A 24,497-nucleotide genomic window follows, 5' to 3' on the forward strand; every position below is an offset into this window, starting at 1 on the left:
CGACGCGCCGGCCGATGATCGCGGGATGGTTCGCCGAGACGGGGTTCTGCGCGATCCGCCAGGAGAACCCGAGGTCCTCCAGCTGCGGGGCGATCTCCTCGGCGAGGTAGGCCAGGGCCCGGTCCCGGTGCCCGCCGCCCTGGCTCTCGGTGCGCCGGGCGACCCGGGCGCGGAGCAGGTTCACGAGGGCGTCGTAGGTATCTGCGGAGGCCTCGATCGCCCGTTCGCGGGAAGCCTCGGAGCCGGTGACGGAGGAGCGGGTCGCTGTTCTCCCGTGCAGGGTCAGGGGATGGCATGGGGCTTTCCTCCAGGTGGTGGCTGCCGCCTTCAGCCCAGGACGCGGTCCTCGGCCTCGGCCTTGGTCTCCCCGCCCACGGGCACGGCCTTCTTGGCTCCGCGGGAGAGGTCGATGATGTAGCCGACGATCGCGGCGGCCAGGGTGGGGAAGAACCAGCCGAGCTCCTGCTCGTAGCCCGGGGCCCAGCCGATCAGCGGCTCGATCCAGGAGGAGACCCAGCCGAGGGAATCGGCGCTCATCAGGGCGGACCAGATGATGGCCACGGTCAGGGAGAACACGTAGGTCAGGTTCAGGCGACGACGCAGCAGTGGCTCGACCAGGGTCAGGAAGATCAGGGTGATCGCGGCCGGGTAGAGGAAGCCGACGATGGGCCCGGCGATCGCGATGACGGTGCTCAGCCCCAGCGTGGAGACCAGGAACGCGATGATCGTGAAGATGACGGCCCACCAGCGGTAGGAGATCGCGGGCACGAGCTTGGCGAAGAACTCGGAGGTGGCGCCCAGCAGACCCACCGAGGTGGTCAGGCAGGCCAGCAGGACGATCAGACCGAAGACCCACGCGCCGGGCCGACCCATGGTCTGGGCGGCCGCCGCGGAGAGCAGGGAGGCGCCGTCCGGGTAGCCGGCGGCGTCGGGGATCCGGTGCCCGATCACCCCCAGGCCCACGTACACCACGGCCAGCAGCGCCCCGGCGATGATCCCGGACAGGCTGACCCCGCGCACCAGGGCGGGGCCGGTGGGCACGCCCTTCTGGCGCAGCGCGGAGACCACCACGATGCCGAAGGCCAGGGCCGCGAGGGAGTCCATGGTCAGGTACCCCTCCAGGAACCCGGCGGAATAGGGGTGGCTGGCGTACTCCTCGGTCGCGGCACCGGGATCCGAGTGCAGATTGGCGATGCCCAGGACCACCATGATCACCAGCAGGATGATCAGGGCGGGCGTGAGGAACTTGCCGAGGGCGTCCACGATGTTGCGCGGGTCGAAGGCCAGGGCGAGGGTGATGAGGAAGAAAACCGCGGAGAAGAGGGCGGTGGCGCCCCAGGAGTCCCAGCCGAAGTTGGGGGTGATGGTGGTGGAGAAGCTGACCGTGGCGGTGCGCGGCAGGGCGTAGAAGGCGCCGATGGACAGGTAGATCAGCACCGGGAAGATCACGCCGAAGACCCGCCCACCGCGGCTGGCCAGGTCCTGCACGTCCCGACCGGTGATGGCGATGGCCAGCACGGCCAGCACCGGCAGGAGCACCCCGGAGCTGAGGAAGCCGAGCACCGCGGGCACGAAGCTCTCACCGGAGGACGCCCCGAGGATGGGCGGGAAGATGAGGTTGCCCGCCCCGAAGAACATGGAGAACAGCATCATCGCCGCGACGACGATGACCACCCCGGTGCGTTCGGTGCGGCGGGGGCGGCCGGGGGCCGCTTCGGGGGCGTTGGTCATGGGGGTCCTCCGGCGGTGAGCCTGACGATGCGAGTGGAGAGCGCCCCCAGCTTAGACCTCGCCCTCACTCTCCGGCCACGCGTACCACTATGTGAAACACTGCCGAGGGGCGCCGGGGCGCGTCCCACCCGATGGGAGGCCCGCGGGAGACGAGGGCGGCGTCGGGACGGCTCAGCACGCCGTCGGACCGTGGGTGGGGCGACCGGCCAGGAAGGTGGCCCAGACCCGCATCCCGCGCAGCCGCGCCCCGGTCTCGGCGGTGTCCGCGGCCGGGGCCAGGGGGTTGTCCTCCACGATGGCCAGGTCCGCGACGTCGCCGTCGGCCGGCACCAGACGGCCCCCGGTCGAGGCCCGCAGCGCGGCCTGCGCGCCGATGGCCTCCTCCGGGTGCCAGGCGGGACGGGCGTCCCCGGAGCGGTGAACGGCCGCGGCCATCTCCAGCCAGGGATCCAGCGGGGAGACCGGCGCGTCGGAGCCGAAGGCCAGCGGGATCCCCGCGGCCAGCATGGAGGCGAGCATGAAGCTGCGCTCGGCCCGATCCGCCCACAGCACGTCGGTGACGTCCCGGTCATCCAGCAGGTGCGCCGGCTGCACGCTGGCGGTGATCCCCAGAGCGGCCATGCGGGGCAGGTCCTCCCGGCGCATCAGCTGGGCGTGCTCGATGGACCCGCGCGCCCCGGTGGCGGCGTAGGCGTCCAGGGCGTGGCGCACGGCGGCGTCGCCGATGGCGTGCAGGGCCACCTGAAGCCCCGCCTCGTGGGCCGCGCCCAGCAGGCGTCGCAGGCGCTGCGGACTCTCGTTCTGCACCCCGGAGGGGCGGGTGGGATCCGGGGAGCCCAGATAGGGGGAGCAGCAGTTGGCGGTGCGGGTGCCCAGGGATCCGTCGGAGATGATCTTCAGCGGCCCCATCCGCAGCAGCCCCTCCGGGTCCTGTTCCGGGGAGCACAGCTGGTCCCCGGTGCGCAGCCCGGCCTCGACGACCTCCTCCAGGTGCTCCTGGTACACCCCGGTGCGCACGCGCAGCAGGTTCAGCCCCGCGGCCAGGCGCTCGGGCCAGACCCGGTGGTTGGCGGCGAATTCCAGGTCCACCAGGCCCACCACGCCGCGGGAGGCGGCATCGCGCAGCGTCTGCGGGATGAGTCGGGCGGTGTCCGGCATGTGCCGCTCCAGCTGGGAGTACAGGGGGAACCAGCGGTTCTCGGACAGCGCGCCGTCGGTCTCCGGGGCTCCCAGCATCCGCAGGGCGGTGGTGTTCAGCCAGCCGTTGTGCATGTCCCCGCTGATCAGCACGACGGGGCGGGGCCCGGTCACGGCGTCCAGCTCGGCCACGGTGGGCTGGCGCGGCCACACGGAGGAGCGGTACCCGAAGCCGAACAGGGCCTCTCCGGGCTCCAGGTCCTCCGCCCGCTCACGTTGAGTCAGGTGCGCGCGCACGGTCTGCAGGGCCTGTTCGGCACTGTCGGCCGCGGTGAGGTCCAGGCGGGTGCGGGCCTGGGCCCACTGGTCCACGTGCACGTGCCGGTCCCACAGGCCGGGGATCAGCCAGCGGCCCTCGGCGTCCAGCACCGTCTCCCCCGGTTCCGGGGTGAGGGCACCGGGCGGGGCCAGGCGCACGCGGGCGTCCCGGATCCGGGCGTCCAGGGTCTCTCCGGTGCGAGGATCGCGAAGGCTGCGCAGGAGGTGTCCGGTGGAGCTCATGCCTACTGTTCTACACGGGCCGCACACCCGCATACCCTGCGTCCGGGATCACACCGACCCGGGGCCGGCGGGGATGCGGAACGCCGACGGACGCCCCGGGAGGTCTTCGACCCGCACCCGGGCCGTCTGCCCCGGTCCTGGCTCAGGCGCCCCGGTGGGTGACCCGCCAGCCGCCCCCGGACCGCTCGACCCCCGGCTCCAGCTCCGGGTCCTGATCCAGCTCGGCCAGGGGGCGCCCGGCCATGTCCCGGACCATCGCGACCACGGGGATCCCGAAGAGCACGGCCACGGCGGTGGAGTACACGGCCGGGGCCAGAGCGGAGCCGGTGGCGGACATCAGCCACGTGGCCAGGAACGGGGAGAGGCCCCCGAACAGGACGGTGGCGAGGTTGTAGCCGATGGCCATGCCGGAGAACCGGCCCACCGCGGTGAACTGCTCCGGGACGGCGGCCGCGGCGATCGCGGACCACCCGGCGGCGGGCACCGCGAGCAGGGCCACGCCGACCATGGCCGAACCGGGGCCGGCGTGGGTGAGCATCAGGTAGGCCGGGATGGTGCTGACCGCGATGATCGCGACGAACGCGGCCAGCAGCGCGCGCCGTCCGAACCGGTCCGAGGCCAGCCCGATCAGCGGGGTCACGACGATCGCGACGACGGCGGCGATGGTGCCCAGGCCGAGGGAGCCCGCGGACTCCAGGTGCGCGGCCTCCTCCAGGTAGGCGGGCACGTTGGTGATGTTCAGGAAGTACGTCACGGACCCGATGGAGGAGATGAGGAACGCCAGCAGCACCGACTTCGGGTGGGTGCGCAGCACGGCGATCAGCGGGGAGCGGGCGGCCTGTGCGGTGCTGCGCTGGGTGTGCTCGAAGGTCTCGGTCTCCACCATGAGCCGGCGCAGCGGGATCATCAGGGCCGCGAGCGCCCCGCCGATCAGGAACAGCACCCGCCAGCCCCACCCGTCCAGGTCCTCGGGGCTCAGCTGCACGGCCATGACGGTGCCCAGCCCCACGGCCAGCAGGGAGCCGACCTCGCTGTTGGCCGCGGCCCAGCTGGCGGCGAAGCCGCGGCGGCCGTCCTTCGCGGATTCCATGAGGAAGACCATGATGCCGGTGTACTCAGCACCCACGGAGAAGCCGGCCAGGCAGCGCAGGGCGATGACGGTGACCGCGCCCCAAACGCCCCAGGTCTCCTGGCCGGGGACGAGGGCGATGCCGGCCATCGCCACGGCCATCAGGCTCGCGGAGATCACCAGGGAGGATTTGCGGCCGATCCGGTCCCCGAGGTGCCCGAAGACCATCGCGCCGATGGGACGGAAGAGGAAGCCGACCGAGCCGATGGCCAGGGTCATCAGCAGGGATCCCTCATACGGGCCGAAGAAGACGCGGGACAGGCTCGTGGAGACGTAGAAGAAGATCGAGAAGTCGTACCACTCCACGACGGTGCCGAAGGCAGCCACGAGCATGGAGAGCCGACGCCGCCTCCCGGTGACGGCCGCGGGCGGGGCGGGCTGGTGGGCGGCGGTCGAAGCCATGGGGAGGTCCTGACGTGGGCGGCGGTGGGGCGCGGCCGACGACGCGGCGAAGCCCCTGGTCAGACCAGCCTAATGCCCCTCCGCCGGAACCCGAAAGGCTCGCAATGCTTTCCTGCCGGGGAGGGGTGGACTCCCTGAGAGGAGGGCTCAGAGGCGGATCCCGGCGCGGGCGGCGTCGAGGGTCTGGGCGACCTCTTCGGTCCGCGGGTGCTCGGCGCCGAGGGTGGTCTCGGCCCGCTCGCGCAGCGCTTCCAGCTCCTGCACGGAGGCCTCCAGCGCTCCGGCGTAGCGCAGCTCGTCGGCGGCGAACAGCCCCAGCGCGATCTCCTCCTCGTCCCCCAGGATCTCGGCCTCGCGGTAGGCGTCCAGGGCTTCGATCAGCCGATCGTGGGCATCCCGATGGGCGCGGGAGACCCGGCCGCGGGGGTCCTGCTCCGCCTCGACCTGCTCCGGCAGGCCCCGGGCCAGGGCGGCCTCGGTGAGCAGCTCGCGGTGCTCCTCGGTGGGGTCCGCGACCACCATCTCCAGCAGCTTCCGGTACTCGGTCCGGGCGGCGTCGTGCTGATCCCGGATCATCAGGTGGGCGTGGGTCAGGGCGGTGCGCTGCAGCTCGTCCAGGTCCTCCCACCCGCGGTGCAGCTGCTCCTCGGCCTCGGCCACCAGCCCCAGCCGCTCCAGGAGCCCGGCGAGCTGGCGGCGCAGCTGCAGGGTCTGCGGGTCCTGTTCCCCGCGCCGCTGCTCGGTGTCCGCCACCAGGGACTCCAGGGCGGACCGGGAGGCTGCCGGGTCGTAGGCGTAGGCCAGCTCCTGGCCGAAGCTGCGGCGCAGGGCGGCGGCCTGGGCGGAGTCCGCGCCGTAGTAGTGGTGCACCCGCACGAGCAGCCGACGCAGGGCCTTGGCCCCGGCGTCGAAGCGGCCGGCGGCGAACAGCACGACCACCCGCAGCCGCAGGGCCTCGAAGGTCAGGGCGTGGTCGGGGCCGAGCACCTGATCGGCCTCGCCCAGCAGCCGGGTCAGTCCCTCGGCGGCGTCGCCGGTGCGTCCCGCGCGCAGCTGCACGCGGGACAGGTGCAGCTGGGCTTCGGCCAGCTGCTCGGAGAACCGCGCTCCGGCGGCGGCCCAGCTGGCCACGGTCTCCTGCAGGGCGGAGATGGCCTCGTCGGCGCGCCCGGCGGACTCGAGCACGGCGGCCTTCTGCTGGAGCAGGAAGCTGCGCTGGGCGGCTGATGACTCATCCGATGCGGCCGAGGTCTGCCGGATGAGCTCGTCGAACAGCTCCAGGGCCCGGTCGACCTGGCCGCCGGCGGCCAGGGCCGTGGCGCGGTAGGAGGCCACCTGCACGGTGAACGGGTCGCGCTCCCCCAGCTGGGTGCGCGCCTCGTCCAGCAGCCTCTCGGCCGCGTCGGGATCCGGGGAGGGCAGGGCGAGCTGCTCCTCGAACCGGGTGTGCAGGGTCTGGGCGTCAGCGGCGCTGCTGGGCATCTGGCTCACCTTCCGTGGTTCGGCGCGATGTGCTGTCAGTCCCATTGTCCCACTGTGGGGGTCAGTCGTTCTCCCAGTCAGGGTTCTGCGGGCGCGTCGGGATGCGGTCGCGCCTGTAGGTGATGTCCGTGTACCCGTGGGGCACGGGGCGGCCGTTCTCATCCACGGAGACGAACACGATCTTCTCGATGGACAGGATCAGCCGGCGGGTCAGCATGTTGCGGACCTCGCAGCGCATGGTCACCGAGGTCCGCCCGAAGCGGGTGGCCTTCAGCCCCATCTCGATCATGTCCCCCTGCACCGCGGAGGAGACGAAGTTGATCTCGGAGATCAGCTTGGTCACCGCGCGCCGGTTGCCGGTCTGCAGGATCGCGTAGATCGCGGCCTCCTCATCGATCCAGCGCAGCAGGGAGCCGCCGAAGAGGGTGCCGTGCGCGTTGAGGTCCTCCGGCTTGACCCACTTGCGGGTGTGGAAGTTCATGCCGTCGTCCACCACGGACAGCTCGGCGGTGTTCGGGGAGATCGGGTATTCGGCCATACATCCCACTGTAGGCCGCGCACCACGGGATCATTCAGGTTTGACGGTGATGACCGGACACTCCGCCTCGAGGATGATCTGCTGGGCCGCGGAGCCCAGCAGGATCTTCCCGACGGGGCTGCGCCGGCGCACCCCGACGACCACCGCCTCCACGTCCTCATCACCGGTCGCATCCACGAGGTCTCCGACGGCGATGCGGCTGCGCGGATCCGGCCGCTGCACGCGCACCCGATCCGGGTCCAGCCCGGTCAGCTCGGGGGCCCGCGGGTCCGGCTCGGCATCGTCCACCGGGAACAGGATCAGGTCGGCGTCGCGCCGCTGGGCCTCCCGCACGGCGAACTCGCGGGCGGCGCGCCCGGCGGGGGTGTCGGTGTGGGCCAGGATGATGCTCACGGATGGGTCTCCTCGGTGCGTCACGGGCTCTGCGGTGCCCCTGTTGGCGGGGCGCCGTCCCCTCACTGTAGGGTGAATCACACTCGCCGTCGAGCCCGGGACCCGTGCTCGACACCCATCGATCGCCCACCGCCCAGGAGGCTCCCCGTGGCATCCGACCGCGACCAGCAGACCCCGTGGGGATCCGACCCGTACGACCCCGCAGCCCCCGATGCCGGTCCGACCGGTCCCGGCTCCGGCCCTGCGCCCGAAGCGCCGGACGCCGCGGCGTCGGAAGCCGGCCCCACCCGCCGCTCGGTGCTGCGCTGGGGCCTGGGCGGGGTCATCGCCCTGGCCGCTATCGGCACCGCCTCCTACGGCTCCATCAGCTCGGCCTCGGCGGGCCGGGACCTGCGCTCGGCCCTGACGATCATCGCCCCGGCCGCGGCCGGCGGCGGCTGGGACACCGTGGCGCGGGAGATGCAGCAGGCCCAGCGCGCCGAGGGCATCGTGAACAACACCCAGGTGGTCAACATGCCGGGGGCCGGCGGGACCATCGCCCTGGGCAACCTCTCCGTGCTGGAGGGCCAGCCCGGCAACCTCATGGTCGGCGGCACCGGGCAGCTGGCGGCGACCATCAAGTACGGCTCCGCCGCGACCTATGCGGACGTGAACCCGCTGGCCATCACCGTGGAGGAGTACGACGTCGTCGTGGTGCCCGGGGACTCCGAGTTCCGCACCCTGGGGCAGCTGATGGACGCCTGGAAGGCGGACCCGCGCTCCATCCCGTGGACCGGCGGCGGCTCCTTCGACCAGCTGGTGATCGCCGAGCTGGCGATGGCCGCGGGCATCGACCCGCAGACCATGATCTACGTGAACTCCGACGGCGGCGGGGAATCCGCGGCGGCCCTGATGAACGGCACCGCCACCGCCGCGGCCAGCGGCTACCCGGACTCCATCGACCAGATCGAATCCGGGCGCCTACGGGCCCTGGCGCTGGTCGCGAAGGAACGCCCCGAGGGCATCGACCTGCCGACCACCGTGGAGCAGGGCTACGACGTGACCCTGGCGAACTGGCGGCTGCTGGTGGCCCCCGGCGGCATCACCGACGAGGACCGTGCGGGGCTGCTGGAGATCATCGAGGAGACCATCGCGACCCCGCAGTGGCGGGAGGCGATCACGCGCTACCACTGGAACGAGAACGTGGTGACCGGTCAGGAGCTGACGGACTTCCTGGAGCGGGAGAAGCGGCGGATCGGCGAGCTGTATAAGGAGCTGGGACTGTGAGCACCGCATCGAGCACGCGCGCACCCCGGTCGCGGTCCGAGAGGACCCGGCCGCGATGGGCCCGGGAGCTGATCATGCCGGCAGTCCTCGTGGCCTTCGCGGCCTATCTGCTGATCGGCTGCGCCGCGATGGAGGTCCCCGACTCGGCGGCCTTCCCGGGGCCGCGGTTCTTCCCCCTGGTCATCGCCGTCGGGATCCTGGTGCTGACGCTCGCCGAGGTGGTGCGGATCGCGCGCTCCCGCACCCGGCCCGCTGAGGAGGCCGACGACGACGACGCGGATGCCGCTGCCGGGGCCGTGACGGCAGGTGAGGGCGAGCCCCCGGCCGCCCCCGGCTTCTCCTGGGCCTCGCTGGCCTGGGTGGTGGGCGGCTTCCTGATCTTCGCCTTGTTGCTGGAGACCCTCGGCTGGGTGATCGGCGGCGGGCTGCTGTTCTGGGCGGTGGCCCGCGGCTTCGGGGCCCGTCGCGACCTGGTGAGCCTGGTGGCGGGTCTCACGGTCAGCTCCCTGGCATACATCCTGTTCGACATGGTCCTGGGGCTGAACCTGCCCTCCGGGATTCTGGGAGGCGGTTTCTGATGGATGCGATCTCGCTGCTCGCGGAGGGCTTCGCCGGGGCGCTGACCTGGCAGAACCTGTTCTGGGTGGTGCTGGGCTGTCTGCTGGGCACCGCCGTCGGGGTGATGCCCGGGCTGGGGTCCTCGATGGCGGTGGCCCTGCTGCTGCCGGTGACCTTCGCCCTGGAGCCCACGGCCGCGTTCATCATGTTCTCCGGGGTGTACTTCGGCGGGCTGTTCGGGGATTCCACGATGGGCATCCTCATGAACACCCCGGGGCAGGCCTCCGCGATCGCCTCGACCTTCGAGGGCCACAAGATGGCGCTGAACGGGCGGGCCGCCCAGGCCCTGGCCACGGCCGCGATCGGCGCGTTCATCGGCGGCTTCGTCTCCTCGGTGGCCGTGGTGTTCCTGGCCCCGTGGCTGGCGGACCTGTCCGCGAGCTTCGGGCCGGCCGAGTACTTCGCCCAGGCCCTGTTCGCGTTCGTCGCGACCTCCTCGGTGGTCACCGACTCGGCGGTGAAGGGCCTGCTGTCGCTGCTGCTGGGGCTGGGCATCGCCGTCGTCGGGGTGGACGCCGTGACCGGCGTGCCCCGGTTCACCATGGACTCCCCGTACCTGTTCGACGGGATCTCACTCGTGACGGTGACGGTGGCGGTCCTCGCCCTGGGGGAGGTCATCCACTGCGCGGTGGTGGATCGCTTCGCACGAGCGGGGAAGATGGTGAACTCCACGGGGCGGCCCTGGCTGTCCCGGAAGGAGATGCGCGAGGCCGCCCCGGCCTGGGCGCGCGGCACCCTGATCGGCCTGCCCTTCGGGGTCATCCCCGCGGGTGGTGCGGACATCCCCACGTTCCTGGCCTACGGGGTGGAGCGGCGCCTGGACCGACGTCGACGACGCCCGCAGTTCGGCCGGGGCGCGATCCGCGGGCTGGCGGCCCCGGAGGCGGCGGGCAACTCCACCACGGGCATGGCGATGGGGGCGCTGCTGGCCCTGGGCCTGCCATCTCCGCGACGGCCGCGATCATGCTGGCGGCCTTCCGCCAGTACGGGCTGCAGCCGGGTCCGCTGCTGTTCGAGCGCTCCCCGGACCTGGTGTGGGCGCTGCTGGCGAGCTTCTTCGTCGCGATGGTCGTGCTGCTGATCATCAACCTGCCCTTCGCGATGGTGTGGGCCAAGCTGCTGCTGATCCCCAAGCCGTACCTGTACGCCGGGATCACGGTGTTCTGCGCGCTGGGGATCTACGCGACCAGCGGCGAGGTCTTCGACCTGCTGATGCTGCTGGGGGTCGGGGTCCTGGGGTTCCTGATGCGCCTGCACGGCTACCCGCTGGCGCCCCTGGTCATCGGCATGGTGCTGGGCCCGCTGGCGGAGACCAACCTGCGCGACGCCCTGATCTCCTCCGACGGGAACGCGGGCGTGCTGGTGGACAGCCCCATCGCCCTCGGGATGTACGCCGTGCTGCTGGTGGTGCTGGCGCTGACCGTGCGCTCGAAGGTGACCTCCCGGACCCGCCGGGACACCTGAGCCGGCTCTGGCTCGGGGTTCCTGAGGTCCCGGGGTCAGCCTTCCGGGGAGCCCTCGGCGTCCCGAGAGCGGGGCCGGCGGGGCCGGCGTCGGGTGCGACGGGGCCGGTTCAGCCACGACTGGTACAGGCGCGTGGTCCACGGCAGCACCCAGTACACCATCGTGGGGGTGGCCAGGAGGATCACCAGGAGGATCTTCACCAGGAACGGCGCCTGCGGCACCACGTGCCCGACGATGTCGTTGGCCAGGGCGGAGACCGGGTAGAAGCCGGTGAAGATGACGATGGCCTGCTTCCACCGCGGCGGGACCACGTCCGGCTCGGCCTCGTCCTGCGGGGTGTCGAACCACCCCTCGATGCCGGTGCGCTTGACGTGGCGGAACTCGCGGACGTGGCTGTGGAACTCCGCCATCCACGCCTGCCGCTGCGGGGAGTCCGCCCAGGTGCGCAGGGTGTCCTCGGAGGAGAAGCGCAGCAGCATGTGCCAGACGGTGGAGTCCTCGTGGGCGCGCACTCAGCCGGAGCCGAGGTATCCGGGGAAGCCCGCGACGATGGACTGGCCGCGGGCCACCCAGTCCTCCACCTCGGTGACGGCCCCGGGATCGACGTCGCGGGTGATCTGCACGGTGACGGGAAGGCTCATGGGCCACAGTGTATGACCCGGATGTTTCGGATCTGGAGCGGCGGGGCGCCGGTGCCCGGGCCCGTAGGATCGGGGGCGTGAAACCCGCGCGCCCCGAGTCCTCCGCCGAACCTGCCGCCCGTCCCGCCTCCGGGGCGGGGCGCTGGATCCTGCTCGCCCTGGGCGCGGCGTTCCTGCTGGTGCAGCTCTACGGCCTCTACGCCCCGGCCCAGCCCGACGGACCCGACGGCCTGCTGGACCTGCCGGGGATGGACAAGCTCGCGCACCTGGGCATGTTCGCCCTGCCCGCGCTGTTCCTCCGGGCGGCCGGGGTGCGCTGGCGGCTGCTCGCCGTCGTCTTCGCCGCCCACGCCGTGCTCTCCGAGGTCATCCAGGGCACCCTGCTGCCGCACCGTTCCGCGGACCCGCTGGATGCCCTGGCCGACGTCGTCGGGCTGAGCCTCGGCCTGCTGGCCGGCACCGCGATCCTGCGGCGCCGGCCCGCCTGAATCAGTCCTCCAGACCCTTGCCCGTCGGGGAGACGAGGATCTTCACGGCGGTCTCGTTGTGGTTGATGAGGGTGTCGAAGCCCTTGTCCACCAGGTCGTCCAGCCCGATCTTCCCGGTGATGAACGGCTTGAGGTCCACCTTCCCCTGCTCCACCAGGGCGATGGTGTCCGGGTGGTCGCTGCAGTAGCCGATGGTGCCGCGCAGGTCGATCTCCTTCATGACCAGCTTGTGCATGTCCACCGCGGGCTTGTGCCCCCAGATCGAGACGTTGACGATCACGCCGGTGGGCCGCACGGCGTCGAGCAGCATGTCCAGCACCACGTCCACCGAGGTGCACTCGAAGCCCACATCAGCCCCCTTGCCGTCGGTGAGCCTGCGGACCTCCTCGACGACGTCGACCTCCTTGGGGCTGAAGGCGTGGTCGGCGACCCCGGCGTCCAGGGCCTTCTTCCGCCGCAGCTCGGACAGCTCCGAGATGATCACGGTGAGCCCCTCGGCCTTCAGCACCGCCGCGGTGAGCACGCCGATGGGCCCGGCCCCGCCGATGATCGCGACGTCCCCGGCCTTCGCACCGGAGCGCACGTAGGCGTGGTGGGCCACGGACAGCGGCTCGATCAGCGCGGCCTCGTCCAGCGGGACGTCGGCGGAGACGGGGTGGACCCAGTGCCGCTTGACGGAGATCTGCTCCGCCAGGCCGCCGCCGCGACCGCCCAGCCCGATGAAGTTCATGTCCGGGCTCAGGTGGTAGTTCGGCTGGTCCTCGTCCTCCTCGCGGATGATGTAGGGCTCCACGACCACGTGCTGGCCGACCTCGAGATCGTCCACGCCCTCGCCGAGGGCCGCGACGGTGCCGGACATCTCGTGTCCGAGGGTCACAGGGGCGGACTCCCCGGAGATGGGGTGCGGGTGCCCGTGCGGGGGCACGAAGATCGGGCCGTCGAGGTATTCGTGCAGGTCGGTGCCGCAGATCCCGCACCAGGCGACGTCGATCAGCACCTCCCCCGCGGCGGGCGTCGGCGCATCGATCTCCTCGATGCGGATGTCGTGGTTGTCGTGGTAGCGGGCTGCGCGCATCGGTGCACTCCTTCGTGACGGATCCTGTTCAGCACCTCCCACGCTAGTCCGGCCGCGGATCCGCCGGGCCCGGATGACACCGGTGTTGCGCCGCGGGGCCGGCCCGCACGGTGCCCCACGCGGCGTCCGCGGAGTACCGTGCCTCCGCGGACCGGATCGTGCATCCCGAGCCGGATCATCCGGCTCACACTGCACGATCCAGTCCCGGAAGACACTGGCGGCACAGAATCCTGCCGACCCGCGCCGTGTCACTGGCCTCTGTCACGCTGAGTGCAGGATGCCCCGAACCGTTCGCGACATCCTGCACTGACCGTGACATGCCGCGCATCGGAGGGCTGACGACAGACGCCGCATCACCCCAGCGACCGGCGGTAGGCCGACGGCGTCGTGCCGGTCTCCTCGCGAAAGCGCCGGTTGAAGTTGGACAGGTTGCGGAATCCGGACGCCCAGCACACGTCCACCACGCTCAGTCGCGTGCTGCGCAGCAGTCGGCACGCCTCCGTGACCCTCATGCGGCTCATCAGCCGGGAGAATCCCACGGTCGTCGCCCGGGTCAGCATCCGAGAGGCGGCCGAGGTGGACATGCCGAGCTCACGGGCCAGATCCTCCAGCCGGACCTCACGACGCAGATTGCGATGGAGGAATTCCAGGGCCCGGTCGAAGTCCTCCCCGCCGCGAGGGCCAGCCTCCGCAGGAGCCTCCGGATCGACGATCTCTCGCTCTTCGGGCGGAGCAGCCATGAGGATGCCGAGCAGCTCGATCCCCAGAGCGAGGCGGAGCGGCCCGGTGGATCCGCCCATGGCCGTCAGAGCCTTCGTGGCCTTCACCCGGGTGCCTCCCGTGAACTCGATCCCGGCACGAGCCGTCTCCAGCAAGGCATGCAGCCCCGTCAGCTCCGGCAGAAGCTCCTCAGCCTGAGCCAGCAGCTGAGGGTCAGCGTGCACGAGAACGTCCCGACCGGGAACCTCGCGACGATCCTCGAGAACGGAGACCCAGTTGTGGGGGAGATCCGCCCCGAGCAGGTAGAGGCTTCCCGGTCCGAACACCCGCACGGAGCGGCCGATATGGGCCGCTCCATGCGAATCCCGGATCAGGTGGATCTCGATCTCGGGATGGTGGTGCCAGCGAGCCAGTGGATGGGGGAATCCATGGCTGAACCACCGGAAGATGCTGCTGGTGTCCATGGCCACCAGCTCCCGCTCCGCCGGGTGGGCGCCGTCAGCGGGAGCCATCCACCCGGATCTGCAGCTTGGTGTCGGTCGGGCGGGCCTCAGCACCCCGGTCGAAGACCTCCACGGAGCGCTCCAGCGGGAGGGTCTCGGTGACCAGCCGGGCCAGGTCCACGGTGTCCCCGGCCGCCAGGTCGATGGCCTTCCGGTACACGTTGGCGTAGCGGAAGATCGTCTCGATCCGCAGCTCCTTGGCCTGCGCGGCCACGACGTCGAACTGCACGGGGCCGGTGGGCATGCCCACGCACACGACAACCCCGCCCGGGGCCGCGACGTCGGCGACGAAGCCGTAGGCGGCACCCGCCCCGGATGCTTCGAAGACCGCCTGGGCGCCCCACCCGTCCGTGTCTGCGGCGACCCGCTGCGCCAGATCCTCCCGGCTGGCGTCCACGGGCACGATGCCGTCCAGACCGGCCAGCTTCTCCAGCTTCTCCGGGGCGATGTCCGAGACGTAGACCCGGCTGGCGCCGCCGGCCAGGGCCGCCATCGCGGTGACGATGCCGATGGTGCCCGCCCCGACGACCGCCGCGACGTCGCCGGGGGCCAGCCGGGCCTTGGTCGCGGCCTGCATGCCGACCGCGAAGGGCTCGATCAGCGCGCCCTCGGCGTAGCTCAGGGAGTTCGGAAGCCGGTAGGTGTACTCGGCGGGGTGGGTGACCTCCTCGGTCAGGCAGCCGTCCACCGGCGGGGTGGCCCAGAAGCGCACGTCCGGGTCCACGTTGTACCGTCCTTCCCGCGAGGCCCGCGAGCGCGGATTCGGGATGCCCGGCTCCATCGCAACCCGATCCCCGGGGCTCAGGTGCTCGACGCCGTCGCCGACCTCCAGCACCGTCCCGGAGGCCTCGTGACCCAGGATCATGGGCTGCTCGAGGACGAACTGCCCGATCCGTCCGTGCGTGTAGTAGTGGACGTCGGATCCGCAGATGCCGACCGTGTGCACCGCGATCTTCACCTCACCGGGCCCGGGGGCACCGGGGCGGGGGATGTCGTCGATGGTGATGCGCCCCTTCTCCTGGAGCACGACGGCCTTCATGGTCTCGGACATGATCTGTCTCCTTCTCTCCTCGATTGCGGTTGGCTAGTGCGCCAGCGAGGTTCCGGCGCGGGCTCGACGTCGCTGCCCGGCGGGGAGCATGCGTCCATTCTCGTCCGTGATGCCGGGCTGGGGCGGGCGGATGAAGAAGGTGATGACGATGCCGGACAGGAACAGCAGGATGTACACCCAGATGACCCCGAGGGAGCCGATCAGGGGAAGCAGGGCCGTGGCGATCCCCGGGCCGATGAAGGTGGTCAGACCCGAGGCCAGATTGTGCGCCGAGATCGCGGCACCCCGGTGCTGCGGGGCCAACGCGGGGAAGATCGCCCCCATCGGGACGAACGCGGTCACGGAGCAGGCGAAGATGACGGCGGCGATGAGCATCATCGCGTAGTTGGCGCCGAACAGATGGGGGAAGTATCCGAAGGCGAAAGCCGACAATGCCATCCCGCCGAAGCCGAACCACCGCATCTGCCGCATCCACCCGTAGCGGTCTCCCAACCGGCCCCAGACGATGTTCGCGACGATGGTGATGGTGTTCATGACCGCCCACAGAGTCATCCATTCGGTCTGCTGGAACCATGGCTGGGAATCGTCGAGCTGCCCGGTGAGATACAGCGGCATCATCATCGGGAAGCCGTAGAGGGTCAGGTTGCACAGGATGCGGATGATGACGCTGAGCAGGATCTGCCGGTTCTCCACGAGGATGGTGACGCCACGCAGCAGCTCTCTGGCCCGGTCGGCACCTTCGAGCCGTTCTGCGGTGCGCTCCTCCGGCGGAGCCTTCGGGACCAGGAAGAGGCACATCAGCGTGCCGACGCCGACGAGCACCGGGGCCAGCCAGAGGGTACCGGTCTCCCCCAGATGCGGGATGGTCAGGGTGGGGATGAATGCCCCCAGAGATCCCAGCCCGACGGAGAACGCGGCCCAGAACCAGCCCATCGCGGAGGCGAGGCGCCCCGGATCGACCGACTGGGCGATCAGCACCACGAAGCTGTACATGAACAGCGGGTACGCGATCCCGCGAGCGCCGTAGGTGAGGATCGCGGCGACGGGGGAGATCAGCCCGACCGTCAGGAAGAGGACGTGCAATCCGATCCAGAGGATTCCGCCCAGCAGCATGAGCCGCTTGGCCCCGAAGGTCTCCGCGAGCACTCCCGTGGTCCAGGCGGAGAAGGCGACGACGAGCCCGTAGACCGTGAAGCACAGACCCGCTTGGGTGCTGGTGAACCCGTGCTGGGTCACGAGGTAGCGGGAGAGGAAGGTCAGGTCGAAGCCATCACCGGCCATGAACACGGCCAGGGCGATATACCCCCAGACCAGGCGCTTGGGCATACCCAGGATCATCGGCAGCACTCCTTCGTGCGGTTCTCGCCCCTTGAGGAGGCGTCTCGAACGCTCCGGGGCTCTGTCAGTGACCAGTGTCGCAGCGGTGCACGGACCTCGACAGCGGCTGCCGCCCCGATTTCCGATACTTTCTTGCAGCCGTCGGGCTTCCCGTCGGCCGTTCGATCTGTCAGTCGGCCCTCGTAGGGTGGAGCCAGACGGCGGCACCCACCGCCCGAGACACCCCCAGGAGGCCGCAGATGTTCTTCGTCGACGTCCCCGGCGGCATCGAGACCGACGGCCGCGTCCTCGTCTACTCCGCCACCGATCTGGTGCGCGCCGCGGAATGCCCGTGGGCGACGGTGCGGATCCTGGACGAGAAGCTCGGGCGGGTGCCGCGGCTGCCGGTGCCCGAGGACCCGATGCTCGAGCGCACCGCGCGGCTCGGGGACCGCCACGAGGCCGAGGTGCTGGCCGAGCTGCGGGAGCGGTACGGCCCCTACCAGCCACCGGACGCGGGCGCGCCCGGGCGCGGGGTGTACGAGGTGGAGCCGGCGAGATCGATGACCCACGAGGCCCTCACCGCCAAGCACGAGGAGACCGTGGCGGCCCTGCGCTCCGGGGCCGACGTCGTCTTCCAGGCCTCCTTCTACGACGGCCGCTTCCACGGCCGCGCGGACTTCCTGATCCGCCGGGCGGACGGCGCCTACGCCGTGTACGACACCAAGCTCGCTCGCCACGCCAAGGTCACCGCGCTGCTGCAGCTGGCGGCCTACGCAGACCAGCTCGCCGCGGCCGGGATCCCCGTGAGTCCCGAGGTCACCCTCATCCTGGGAGACCGGCGGGAGGCGAGCTTCGAGGTCGAGCGGTTCCTGGAGGTGTATCGGGAGCGACGGGAGCGGTTCGAAGCACTCACCGCGAAGCGTCGGCGCCCCGGCGCGGCGCCGGCGGACTGGTGGGAGGAGGCCCTGCCTCGCTGCGGCGTCTGCCCCCACTGCCTGGAGCAGATCCAGGAGAACCAGGACGTGCTGCAGGTGGCCGGGATGACGCTGGCGCGGCGGACCCTGCTGCGCGAACGCCACGGGGTGCGCACCGTGGCGGATCTGGCCCACCTGCCCGAGGACGACGCTCACCTCTCGGGGTCCCTGCGCGCCGCCCGCGCCCAGGCGCAGATGCAGCTGGGCGAGGGCTCACCGGACGGGGAGGTCACCTACCGGGACTCCGCCGGGGAGGAGCATCGGCTCACCTACGCGGTCACGGATGCGGCGCCGCTGCGGCGGATACCGCGAGCCGCCCCCGGGGACGTCTTCTTCGACTTCGAGGGGGACCCGCTGTGGCAGGACCCGGAGGACGGCTCCTGGGGCATCGAGTACCTGTTCGGCGTCGTCGAGGCTCCGGAGGATCCGGCGCTGCTGGCGGACCCGGACCACGAGCCGCGGTTCGTGCCGTTCTGGGCTCACTCCCGCCGCGAGGAGCGCCGGGCGCTGCTGGACTTCCTCGAGTACATCGCCGAGCGGAGACGGCGATACCCGCAGATGCGGATCTACCACTACGCCGACTACGAGAAACGCGCGCTGCGGTCCCTGGCGATGCGCCACGGCGTCGGCGAGGAAGCCGTGGATGACCTGCTGCGCCAGGAGGTCCTGGTGGACCTGTACGAGCCGGTGCGCCGCGGGCTGCGGATCTCCGCGCCGTCGTACTCGATCAAGAAGCTCGAGCCCCTGTACATGGGCGAGCATCTGCGGGCCGGAGACGTGACCGACGCCGGCGCCTCCGTGGTGGCCTACGCGGACTACGCCGCGCACCGGGACGCGGACGAACCGGAGCAGGCCCGCCGGATCCTCGCCTCCATCGCCGACTACAACGAGTACGACTGCCTGTCCACGCTGCGGCTGCGGAACTGGCTGCTGGACCTGGCCGGGCGCGACGCCGCCGCGGAGGCCTGCGCACCGGATCCGGCCGCGCCGCACCCGGAGGCGCCCGAGGATGAGGACGCCGAGGTCTCCGCGGTGGAGGCCTCCCTGACCCACTTCGCCCAGCACGCCACCACGGCCTCCACCGGCCTGGACGAGGCGGAGCTGGCCCGCACCGTGACGGCCGCCGGGATGGTCGCCTCGGCCACCGGGTACCACCGGCGCGAGCGCAAGCATTTCTGGTGGTCGCACTTCGACCGGTTGGCCTCCGCCGTCCAGGAGTGGGAATCCACCCGCGACGTCGTGCTCTTCGACCGCGTGACGGTGGCCGAGGACTGGCACACCCCGCCGCGCGGGCGCACCGAACGCCGCGTCCTGGAGGGCACCGCTCGCATCCCGGACGGCTCGAGTCTGCGCGGCGGGGAGTCCGGGCTGTTCGCGATGTACGACTCCCCGCTGCCCGGGTACCTGCGGGATCAGGTGCTGCAGGCCCAGGAGCGGAGGGGCCAGGGTGGTGGTGCTGCGCCGGTGCCCGAGCAGGCCTCCCAGGCCCGCGCGACGCTGGAGGAGATCGAGCCGGGGCCGCAGGAGGGGACCTACCGGGTGCGGGTCACCGAGACCCGACCCGCCGACTCCGAGGCCTTCGCCCAGCTGCCGATGGCCCTGACCCCGCCCGCCCCGATCCGCACCCAGGCGCAGGAGGACGCCCTGGCGGCGCTGGCGGAGGAGGTCGACGCCGCCCTGCCGCACCTGCCGGCCGACGCCGGCCTGGACATCCTCTCCCGCCGGTCCGCGCGGCTGCGCTCCGGCGGGGCGCTGCCCGCCCCGGACTGGTCCGCGCCGGGCCTGCCGATGGTCGAGGCGATCCTCGCCGCGGTCCTGGACCTGGACCGCTCCTACGCGGCGGTGCAGGGTCCGCCGGGCACCGGAAAGTCCTTCGTCGGGGCGCACGTGATCGGGCGGCTGGTGCAGCGGGGGTGGCGGATCGGCGTGGTGGCGCAGTCCCACGCGGTGATCGAGAACCTGCTGCGCGGGTGCGCGCAGCACGGCCGGGTGCCGCGGGAGGCCATGGCCAAAGCCAAGCCCCGTCGTCCCCGCGGCGCCGAGCAGGTCGCGGAGCCGACGGTGCCGTGGCGGCGGATCGGCCCCCAGGAGATCCCGGACTTCCTGGCCGGGGAGGACGATGAGGTCCCGGTGCCCGGGCGGGTGTACGGGGGCACCGCCTGGGACTTCGCCAATGCGGAGCGGTTCTCCCCCGGCCAGCTGGATCTGCTGGTCATCGACGAGGCCGGTCAGTACTCCCTGGCCAACATGCTCGCGGTCTCCCGGGCCGCACGGAACCTCCTGCTGCTCGGGGATCCCCAGCAGCTGCCGCAGGTCACCCAGGGCACCCACCCGTATTCGGTGGACGAGTCCGCCCTGGGCTGGCTCTCCGCCGGCGAGCAGACCCTGCCCCCGCAGCTCGGGTACTTCCTGGACGCGACCTGGCGGATGCACCCGAGCCTGTGCGCCCCGGTGTCCCGGCTGAGCTACCGGGGCCGGCTGCACGCAGCGGAAGCGGCCGGTCACCGCCGGCTGGCCGGGCTGGCCCCGGGGGTGCACCGACTGGAGGTGGAGCACACGGGCCGGGCCACGGCCAGTCCCGAGGAGGCCGACGCCGTCGTGCAGGTGGCGCGCACCCTGGTGGGCCGACCCTGGACCCCCGGGACGGGGCGAGCGCCCCGCCCGCTGGAGGCCTCGGACCTCCTGGTGGTCGCCGCGTACAACGCCCAGGTGGAAGCCATCCGCCATGCTCTGGGGGCCGCGGGTCTCACCGGAGAGGATGACGGCGTCCGAGTGGGCACCGTGGATAAGTTCCAGGGGCAGGAAGCCGCGGTGGCGATCGTGTCCATGGCCGCAAGCTCCGCCACCGAGGTGCCCCGCGGCATGGACTTCCTGCTCTCTCCGAACCGGTTGAACGTGGCCGTATCCCGGGGCCAGTGGGCGGCGGTGCTGATCAGCTCTCCGGCACTCACGGACTACTGGCCCGCCTCCCCGGAGGGTCTGGCGGTGCTCGGCGGGTTCACGGGGCTGCGCCGTCGGGCCCTGCCCTGGCGGGAGCCCACCGGATCTACGATGGACGGTCGGGACGCGGATTGGACGGGAGACGGAGGTGAGGCGGATGAGCCGGGATGACGCCGCGGCGGCCGAGGACGCCGCTCGCCCTCCGGTGATCCGTCCCAGCTTCCGGGCGCGGACCCCGTTCCTCCTGCACTTCGATGACCAGACGGTGGCCCTGGGGGATGCTCATCTGCTGCAGCAGATCGAGGCCAACCTGCTGGCCGCGGATCGCGCCCCGCGCACCACCTTCTGGGATCAGGCGTACCTGTCCGGGGAGGAGGGGGCGCTGTTCGCCCCGGATCCGGACCCAGAGCACATCAACTCGGTGGGGATCACCGGCGGGGCGGAGGAGTTCTGGGCGGCGATGGACGCCGCGGTGTTCCAGCAGACGGAGTGGCCCCGGGAGGAGACCGCCACGGTGTGGTTCCCGGAGTACCCCGCCTGGCTGCGGGAGACCACCTCCTGGACCTACGACCCGATCTGCCCGCCGATGGGTCCGGGGGCTCCCGGGGGCTGGGTGCGCACGCGCAGCATCCCCGGTGAAGGCCGCCCGGTGGGCCTGTTCCAGCTCACCGATCGCGATGCCTTCTGGGTGTTCGGCGCCGCACAGGACCTGCGCGGCATCGTCGCCCTGTGCGGTTCCCTGGCCCGGTTCCGTCGCGGCTTCGACGCGCTGACCGCCTACGCCGGTCCGGACGACGTCCTGGGGTCCCTGGCCCTGCCCCTGATCTGCCGGGAGGCGCTGCAGGAGGAGCTCATGGTGCGCGGCGTGGACGTGGAGACCCTGTTCTGGGAGTAGAGGAGGAGACGGTGTCGGAGATGATCGAGCGCGCGCAGCGGGTGGCTCGCCGCGCCCATGCGGGTCAGGTAGACAAGGCGGGTGCGGCGTACATCGAGCACCCGCGGAGGGTGGCGCAGCGGGTGCGAGGCTATGCCGCACCGCAGGACCTCGAGTCGGCGCGGGCCGTGGCGTGGCTGCACGACGTCGTCGAAGACACCCCGGTGTCCCTGGAGGACCTGGAGCGGGACTTTCCCGCGGAGGTGGTGGCCGGCGTGGACGCGATGACCCGCAGGGAGGCGGAGGCCCCGGAGGAGTACTACGCGCGGGTGCGCGCCGACCGTCTCGCCCTGGCGGTCAAGCAGGCGGACCTGGAGGACAACACCGATCCGGCACGCACCGCTCGCCTGGATGAGCCCACCCGCGAGCGCCTGGCACAGAAGTACCGGCACGCGCGGGCCCTGCTGGAGGAAGGCCGCTGATGTTCGTTCTGCTGTGCTGCGCCCCGGACCCGGAGCCCGTGGCCCGGCTCCTGCGCCGACGCGCCCGCGAGACCCCCGCCGGCCCTCAGCTCTCGCTCATCAATCGCACCGTCGCGCCCCACGGGCAGGATCCCCGCACCGAGCTGCGCGCCGTCCTGGACTCCCCCATCGCCGCCGCGTGGGCCGTCCTGGATGCGGTGCGGGCCGGTACGGATCGCATCGCCGTGGGCGCCGGACCGGTGATCCTGGACGGCGAGCAGGCCGACGGCGTCGGGCTGGGCCGTGCCCGCCGGGCCTTCGACGAGGGACCGGGGATCCGGGTGCAGGGAGCGGATCCCGTGCTCGACGAGGCGGCCGCGGCCCTGCTGGAGCTGGCGGCCCGCCTCATCCGCGAGCGCAGCGCCGCGCAGTGGCGGGTCGTGGACCTCATGGTCCCGGGGGTGCGAGGTCAGCACGCCGAGGCGGCACGGGCGCTGGGGATCAGCCCGCAGGCGGTGAGCCGGGCCCTGATCCGCACCGGCTGGGCGGAGCAGGTGCGCGCCGCGGATGCTGCGGCTGCCCTGCTGGAGCGCACCGCGGCCTGACGCCTCCGCCGTCGGCGGGCCCGAAGCCACTGCCGGGGCCGTCGCATCCGGCTCCGGACCCGGCTGCCGGTCCGACTCCGCGCGGCGGCTCACCCCTCGGAGATGAACCCCTCGGAGATCATCCACTGCTTCGCGACCTCACCGGGATCCTTCCCGTCCACATCCACCTGCCGGTTCAGGTCCATGAGCATCTCGTTGGTGATCTTCTCATCCACCTGATCGAAGCGGTCCATGAGCTCCGGGTACTTCTCGAGGAACTCGGTGTTGATCACCGGGGCGACGTTGTAGTTGGGGAAGAAGTGCTTGTCGTCCTCCAGGACCACCAGGTCCAGGGCCGGAATGCGCCCGTCGGTGGTGAAGACCTCCCCGAAGGAGCAGTCCCCGGACCCGGTCGCGGCGTAGATGGATCCGGTGTCCATGATGGACACCTCGTTCTCCGGCACGCCGTCGGGGGCCCCGCGCGGGATGCCGTAGGTCTGCAGCATCGGGTCCAACCCGTCCTGCCGGGAGTTGAACTCGGTCTCCACGCAGAAGTTGCGCTCGTTCACCGGGACCTTCTCCTTGATGTCGGAGAGCTTGGTGATCCCGTACTTCTGCGCGAACTCCCGGTTCACGGCGAAGGCGTAGGTGTTGTTCATGGGCGCCGGCGGGCCCCAGGTGAGCCCGTTCTTCGCATCCTCGTCCTTCACGGCCTGCCACTGCTCACGCTGATCCTTGATGCCCTGCTCGTGGCCCATGTACGTCAGCCACGCGGAGCCGGTGTACTCGTAGAACATATCCGTCTCCCCGGAGAGCATCAGGCGGCGGACCTGCTGGGAGCCGGGCACATTGGCCATGTCCACGGTGTCGAACCCGGCGGCCTCCGCCGTCATCACCGCGATCTTGGACAGGATCAGCTGCTCGGTGTAGTTCTTCGAGGTGATCACGATCCGCTGCCCCTCGGCCCCCTCCACGGGCTGCAGGGAACCGGGGCCGATGTTCGGGGGTGCCGCGGTGGACGGCTGCAGCCCGCACCCGCTCAGCGCGAGCATCCCGACGGCGCCCATCGCCGCGATCACGCTCCACCGGCTCTTCCTCGTTCCCCTCATACTCAGCCCTCCTTGATCAGATCCTGATCGACCATCCACTGCTCGGCCACATCCCCCGGGTCCTTCCCCTCGACGTCGACCTGGTAGTTCAGCGAGCGCATCGTGTCATCGCTGAGACGCTCGGCGACCTCCTGGAACCTCTCCGGAAGCTGCGGATAATCCCGGACCAGCTGCGCGTTGAACACCGGTGAGGCGTTGTACTGCGGGAAGAACCTCCTCGTGTCCTGAAGGACCACCAGGTCCAGGGCGGGGATGCGGCCATCGGTGGTGAAGACCTCGCCGAAGGTGCAGTCCCCGGAGCCGGTCGCGGCGTAGATGGACCCGGTGTCCATCACGGATACGTTGGCCTCCGGGACGCCGTCGGCGCTGCCTCGGGGGATGCCGTAGGCCTGCAGGAACGGGTTCATCCCGTCCTGGCGGGAGTTGAACTCGGATTCCACGCAGAACTGGCGATCCTGCACCGGGACCTTGGTGCGGATGTCGTCCATCGTCTTCAGCCCATACTTCCGGGCGGTCTCCTGATTGACCGCGAAGGCGTACGTGTTGTTCACCGCGGAGGGGCGCCCCCAGTCCAGCCCGTTGGCAGCGTCCTCGTCCTTCACCGCCTGCCACTGCTGCTCGGCGTCGGGCAGGGCCTGCTCGTGGCCCATGTACGTCAGCCACGCGGTGCCCGTGTACTCCCAGCCGATCTGGGCATCGCCATCGACCAGCATGTTCCTCGACGGCACGGAACCCGGCACGTTGGTCATGTCCGTGACGTCGAACCCGGCGGCCTTCGCGGTGAGCACCGCCATCTTGCCGAGGATGATCTGCTCGGTGAAGTTCTTGGACGTCACGGTGACCTCGCGGTCCCCGGCGCCGTCGATCGCCGCGATGGTCGCGGGACGCACCTCCGGCACTGCGGAGGTGGACGGCGCCAGGCCGCACCCGGACAGCCCCAGGAGCAGCGCCGCGCCGGCGGGCAGCCATGCCGCCTTCCAGGCTCGGCGGGAGGTGCCGCGGTGCCGCGGCTTCGATGCTGAGGCGGAGCTCATGC

Annotated in this window: 21 protein-coding genes and 1 pseudogene; 8 read left to right on the forward strand and 14 right to left on the reverse strand. The window is 71.5% G+C overall.

All coding sequences use genetic code 11. From position 1 onward, the window contains the following. Positions 1–327: 327 nt before the first annotated feature. The 6 genes from brnQ to NQ707_RS04800 all read right to left on the reverse strand — a co-directional run bounded on the left by brnQ (position 328) and on the right by NQ707_RS04800 (position 7,373). On the reverse strand, positions 328–1,731 hold the full coding sequence (gene brnQ, locus NQ707_RS04775) for a branched-chain amino acid transport system II carrier protein (RefSeq protein WP_404434978.1): 1,404 nt from the start codon (positions 1,729–1,731) through the stop codon (positions 328–330). 171 nt (positions 1,732–1,902) lie between these two features. Beyond that, entirely contained in the window at positions 1,903–3,429 is a 1,527-nt protein-coding gene (locus NQ707_RS04780; RefSeq protein WP_404434979.1) for an amidohydrolase family protein, read from the reverse strand. A gap of 142 nt (positions 3,430–3,571) precedes the next feature. Next, the gene (locus tag NQ707_RS04785; protein ID WP_328798694.1) at positions 3,572–4,960 is read right to left on the reverse strand and encodes an MFS transporter; all 1,389 of its coding nucleotides are present in this window, start codon (positions 4,958–4,960) and stop codon (positions 3,572–3,574) included. A 147-nt stretch (positions 4,961–5,107) separates the two neighbouring features. Then, on the reverse strand, positions 5,108–6,442 hold the full coding sequence (locus NQ707_RS04790) for a hypothetical protein (RefSeq protein WP_404434980.1): 1,335 nt from the start codon (positions 6,440–6,442) through the stop codon (positions 5,108–5,110). Between the two features lie 61 nt (positions 6,443–6,503). After that, positions 6,504–6,980, reverse strand: coding sequence for an acyl-CoA thioesterase (locus NQ707_RS04795; RefSeq protein WP_081046066.1), 477 nt, complete (start codon positions 6,978–6,980; stop codon positions 6,504–6,506). Positions 6,981–7,010: 30 nt separating this feature from the next. Beyond that, a complete protein-coding gene (locus NQ707_RS04800; RefSeq protein WP_058731062.1) occupies positions 7,011–7,373 on the reverse strand; it encodes a universal stress protein in 363 nt (120 codons plus the stop codon). Positions 7,374–7,670: 297 nt separating this feature from the next. Between NQ707_RS04800 and NQ707_RS04805 the strand changes: the two genes are divergently transcribed. The 3 genes and pseudogenes from NQ707_RS04805 to NQ707_RS04815 all read left to right on the forward strand — a co-directional run bounded on the left by NQ707_RS04805 (position 7,671) and on the right by NQ707_RS04815 (position 10,721). Continuing rightward, entirely contained in the window at positions 7,671–8,639 is a 969-nt protein-coding gene (locus NQ707_RS04805) for a tripartite tricarboxylate transporter substrate binding protein (RefSeq protein WP_404435017.1), read from the forward strand. Positions 8,640–8,713: 74 nt separating this feature from the next. Beyond that, positions 8,714–9,217 (forward strand): tripartite tricarboxylate transporter TctB family protein, encoded by a 504-nt coding sequence (locus NQ707_RS04810; protein ID WP_404434981.1) that lies wholly within the window; start codon positions 8,714–8,716, stop codon positions 9,215–9,217. Continuing rightward, positions 9,217–10,721: pseudogene (locus NQ707_RS04815) on the forward strand (tripartite tricarboxylate transporter permease). Before NQ707_RS04810 ends, NQ707_RS04815 begins: the two are co-directional and overlap by 1 nt. Before the next feature lie 35 nt (positions 10,722–10,756). Here the strand turns inward: NQ707_RS04815 and NQ707_RS04820 are convergent. Both NQ707_RS04820 and NQ707_RS04825 read right to left on the reverse strand, forming a co-directional pair. After that, positions 10,757–11,233 (reverse strand): hypothetical protein, encoded by a 477-nt coding sequence (locus NQ707_RS04820; protein WP_058731060.1) that lies wholly within the window; start codon positions 11,231–11,233, stop codon positions 10,757–10,759. After that, positions 11,234–11,362, reverse strand: a complete 129-nt coding sequence (locus tag NQ707_RS04825) for a hypothetical protein (RefSeq protein WP_260006706.1) — start codon at positions 11,360–11,362, stop codon at positions 11,234–11,236. A 77-nt stretch (positions 11,363–11,439) separates the two neighbouring features. On the opposite strand from NQ707_RS04825, the gene NQ707_RS04830 reads away from it, so the two are divergent. Further along, positions 11,440–11,850: a hypothetical protein gene (locus tag NQ707_RS04830; RefSeq protein ID WP_058731059.1), complete on the forward strand. Its 411-nt coding sequence runs from the start codon at positions 11,440–11,442 to the stop codon at positions 11,848–11,850. A 1-nt stretch (position 11,851) separates the two neighbouring features. On the opposite strand, the gene NQ707_RS04835 is transcribed toward NQ707_RS04830, so the two are convergent. The 4 genes from NQ707_RS04835 to NQ707_RS04850 form a co-directional block, all read right to left on the reverse strand. After that, positions 11,852–12,925 (reverse strand): 2,3-butanediol dehydrogenase, encoded by a 1,074-nt coding sequence (locus tag NQ707_RS04835; RefSeq protein WP_058731058.1) that lies wholly within the window; start codon positions 12,923–12,925, stop codon positions 11,852–11,854. A gap of 353 nt (positions 12,926–13,278) precedes the next feature. After that, positions 13,279–14,109: an AraC family transcriptional regulator gene (locus tag NQ707_RS04840; RefSeq protein ID WP_133143317.1), complete on the reverse strand. Its 831-nt coding sequence runs from the start codon at positions 14,107–14,109 to the stop codon at positions 13,279–13,281. Between the two features lie 34 nt (positions 14,110–14,143). Further along, positions 14,144–15,199 carry an NAD(P)-dependent alcohol dehydrogenase gene (locus tag NQ707_RS04845; RefSeq protein ID WP_242650364.1) on the reverse strand — a complete coding sequence of 352 codons (1,056 nt, stop codon included), beginning with the start codon at positions 15,197–15,199 and terminating at the stop codon, positions 14,144–14,146. A gap of 33 nt (positions 15,200–15,232) precedes the next feature. Then, positions 15,233–16,537, reverse strand: coding sequence for an MFS transporter (locus NQ707_RS04850; RefSeq protein ID WP_058731056.1), 1,305 nt, complete (start codon positions 16,535–16,537; stop codon positions 15,233–15,235). A gap of 239 nt (positions 16,538–16,776) precedes the next feature. On the opposite strand from NQ707_RS04850, the gene NQ707_RS04855 reads away from it, so the two are divergent. The 4 genes from NQ707_RS04855 to NQ707_RS04870 are packed head-to-tail and all read left to right on the forward strand — an operon-like array spanning position 16,777 to position 22,373. Continuing rightward, positions 16,777–20,604 (forward strand): TM0106 family RecB-like putative nuclease, encoded by a 3,828-nt coding sequence (locus tag NQ707_RS04855; protein WP_404434982.1) that lies wholly within the window; start codon positions 16,777–16,779, stop codon positions 20,602–20,604. Continuing rightward, positions 20,591–21,328, forward strand: coding sequence for a hypothetical protein (locus NQ707_RS04860; protein WP_058731055.1), 738 nt, complete (start codon positions 20,591–20,593; stop codon positions 21,326–21,328). Before NQ707_RS04855 ends, NQ707_RS04860 begins: the two co-directional genes overlap by 14 nt. A 20-nt stretch (positions 21,329–21,348) precedes the next feature. Further along, positions 21,349–21,789: an HD domain-containing protein gene (locus tag NQ707_RS04865; RefSeq protein WP_174544407.1), complete on the forward strand. Its 441-nt coding sequence runs from the start codon at positions 21,349–21,351 to the stop codon at positions 21,787–21,789. Further along, positions 21,789–22,373 carry a hypothetical protein gene (locus tag NQ707_RS04870; RefSeq protein ID WP_058731053.1) on the forward strand — a complete coding sequence of 195 codons (585 nt, stop codon included), beginning with the start codon at positions 21,789–21,791 and terminating at the stop codon, positions 22,371–22,373. The genes NQ707_RS04865 and NQ707_RS04870 overlap by 1 nt, the downstream gene beginning before the upstream one ends. Positions 22,374–22,462: 89 nt before the next feature. On the opposite strand, the gene NQ707_RS04875 is transcribed toward NQ707_RS04870, so the two are convergent. Further along, entirely contained in the window at positions 22,463–23,461 is a 999-nt protein-coding gene (locus NQ707_RS04875) for a glycine betaine ABC transporter substrate-binding protein (protein ID WP_058731052.1), read from the reverse strand. 2 nt (positions 23,462–23,463) lie between these two features. Beyond that, the gene (locus NQ707_RS04880) at positions 23,464–24,495 is read right to left on the reverse strand and encodes a glycine betaine ABC transporter substrate-binding protein (RefSeq protein ID WP_081046063.1); all 1,032 of its coding nucleotides are present in this window, start codon (positions 24,493–24,495) and stop codon (positions 23,464–23,466) included. Positions 24,496–24,497 lie beyond the last annotated feature (2 nt).

Origin of the sequence: Rothia sp. BD8 (assembly GCF_044878465.1) — a bacterium.
GTDB classification, from domain to species: domain Bacteria; phylum Actinomycetota; class Actinomycetes; order Actinomycetales; family Micrococcaceae; genus Rothia; species Rothia kristinae.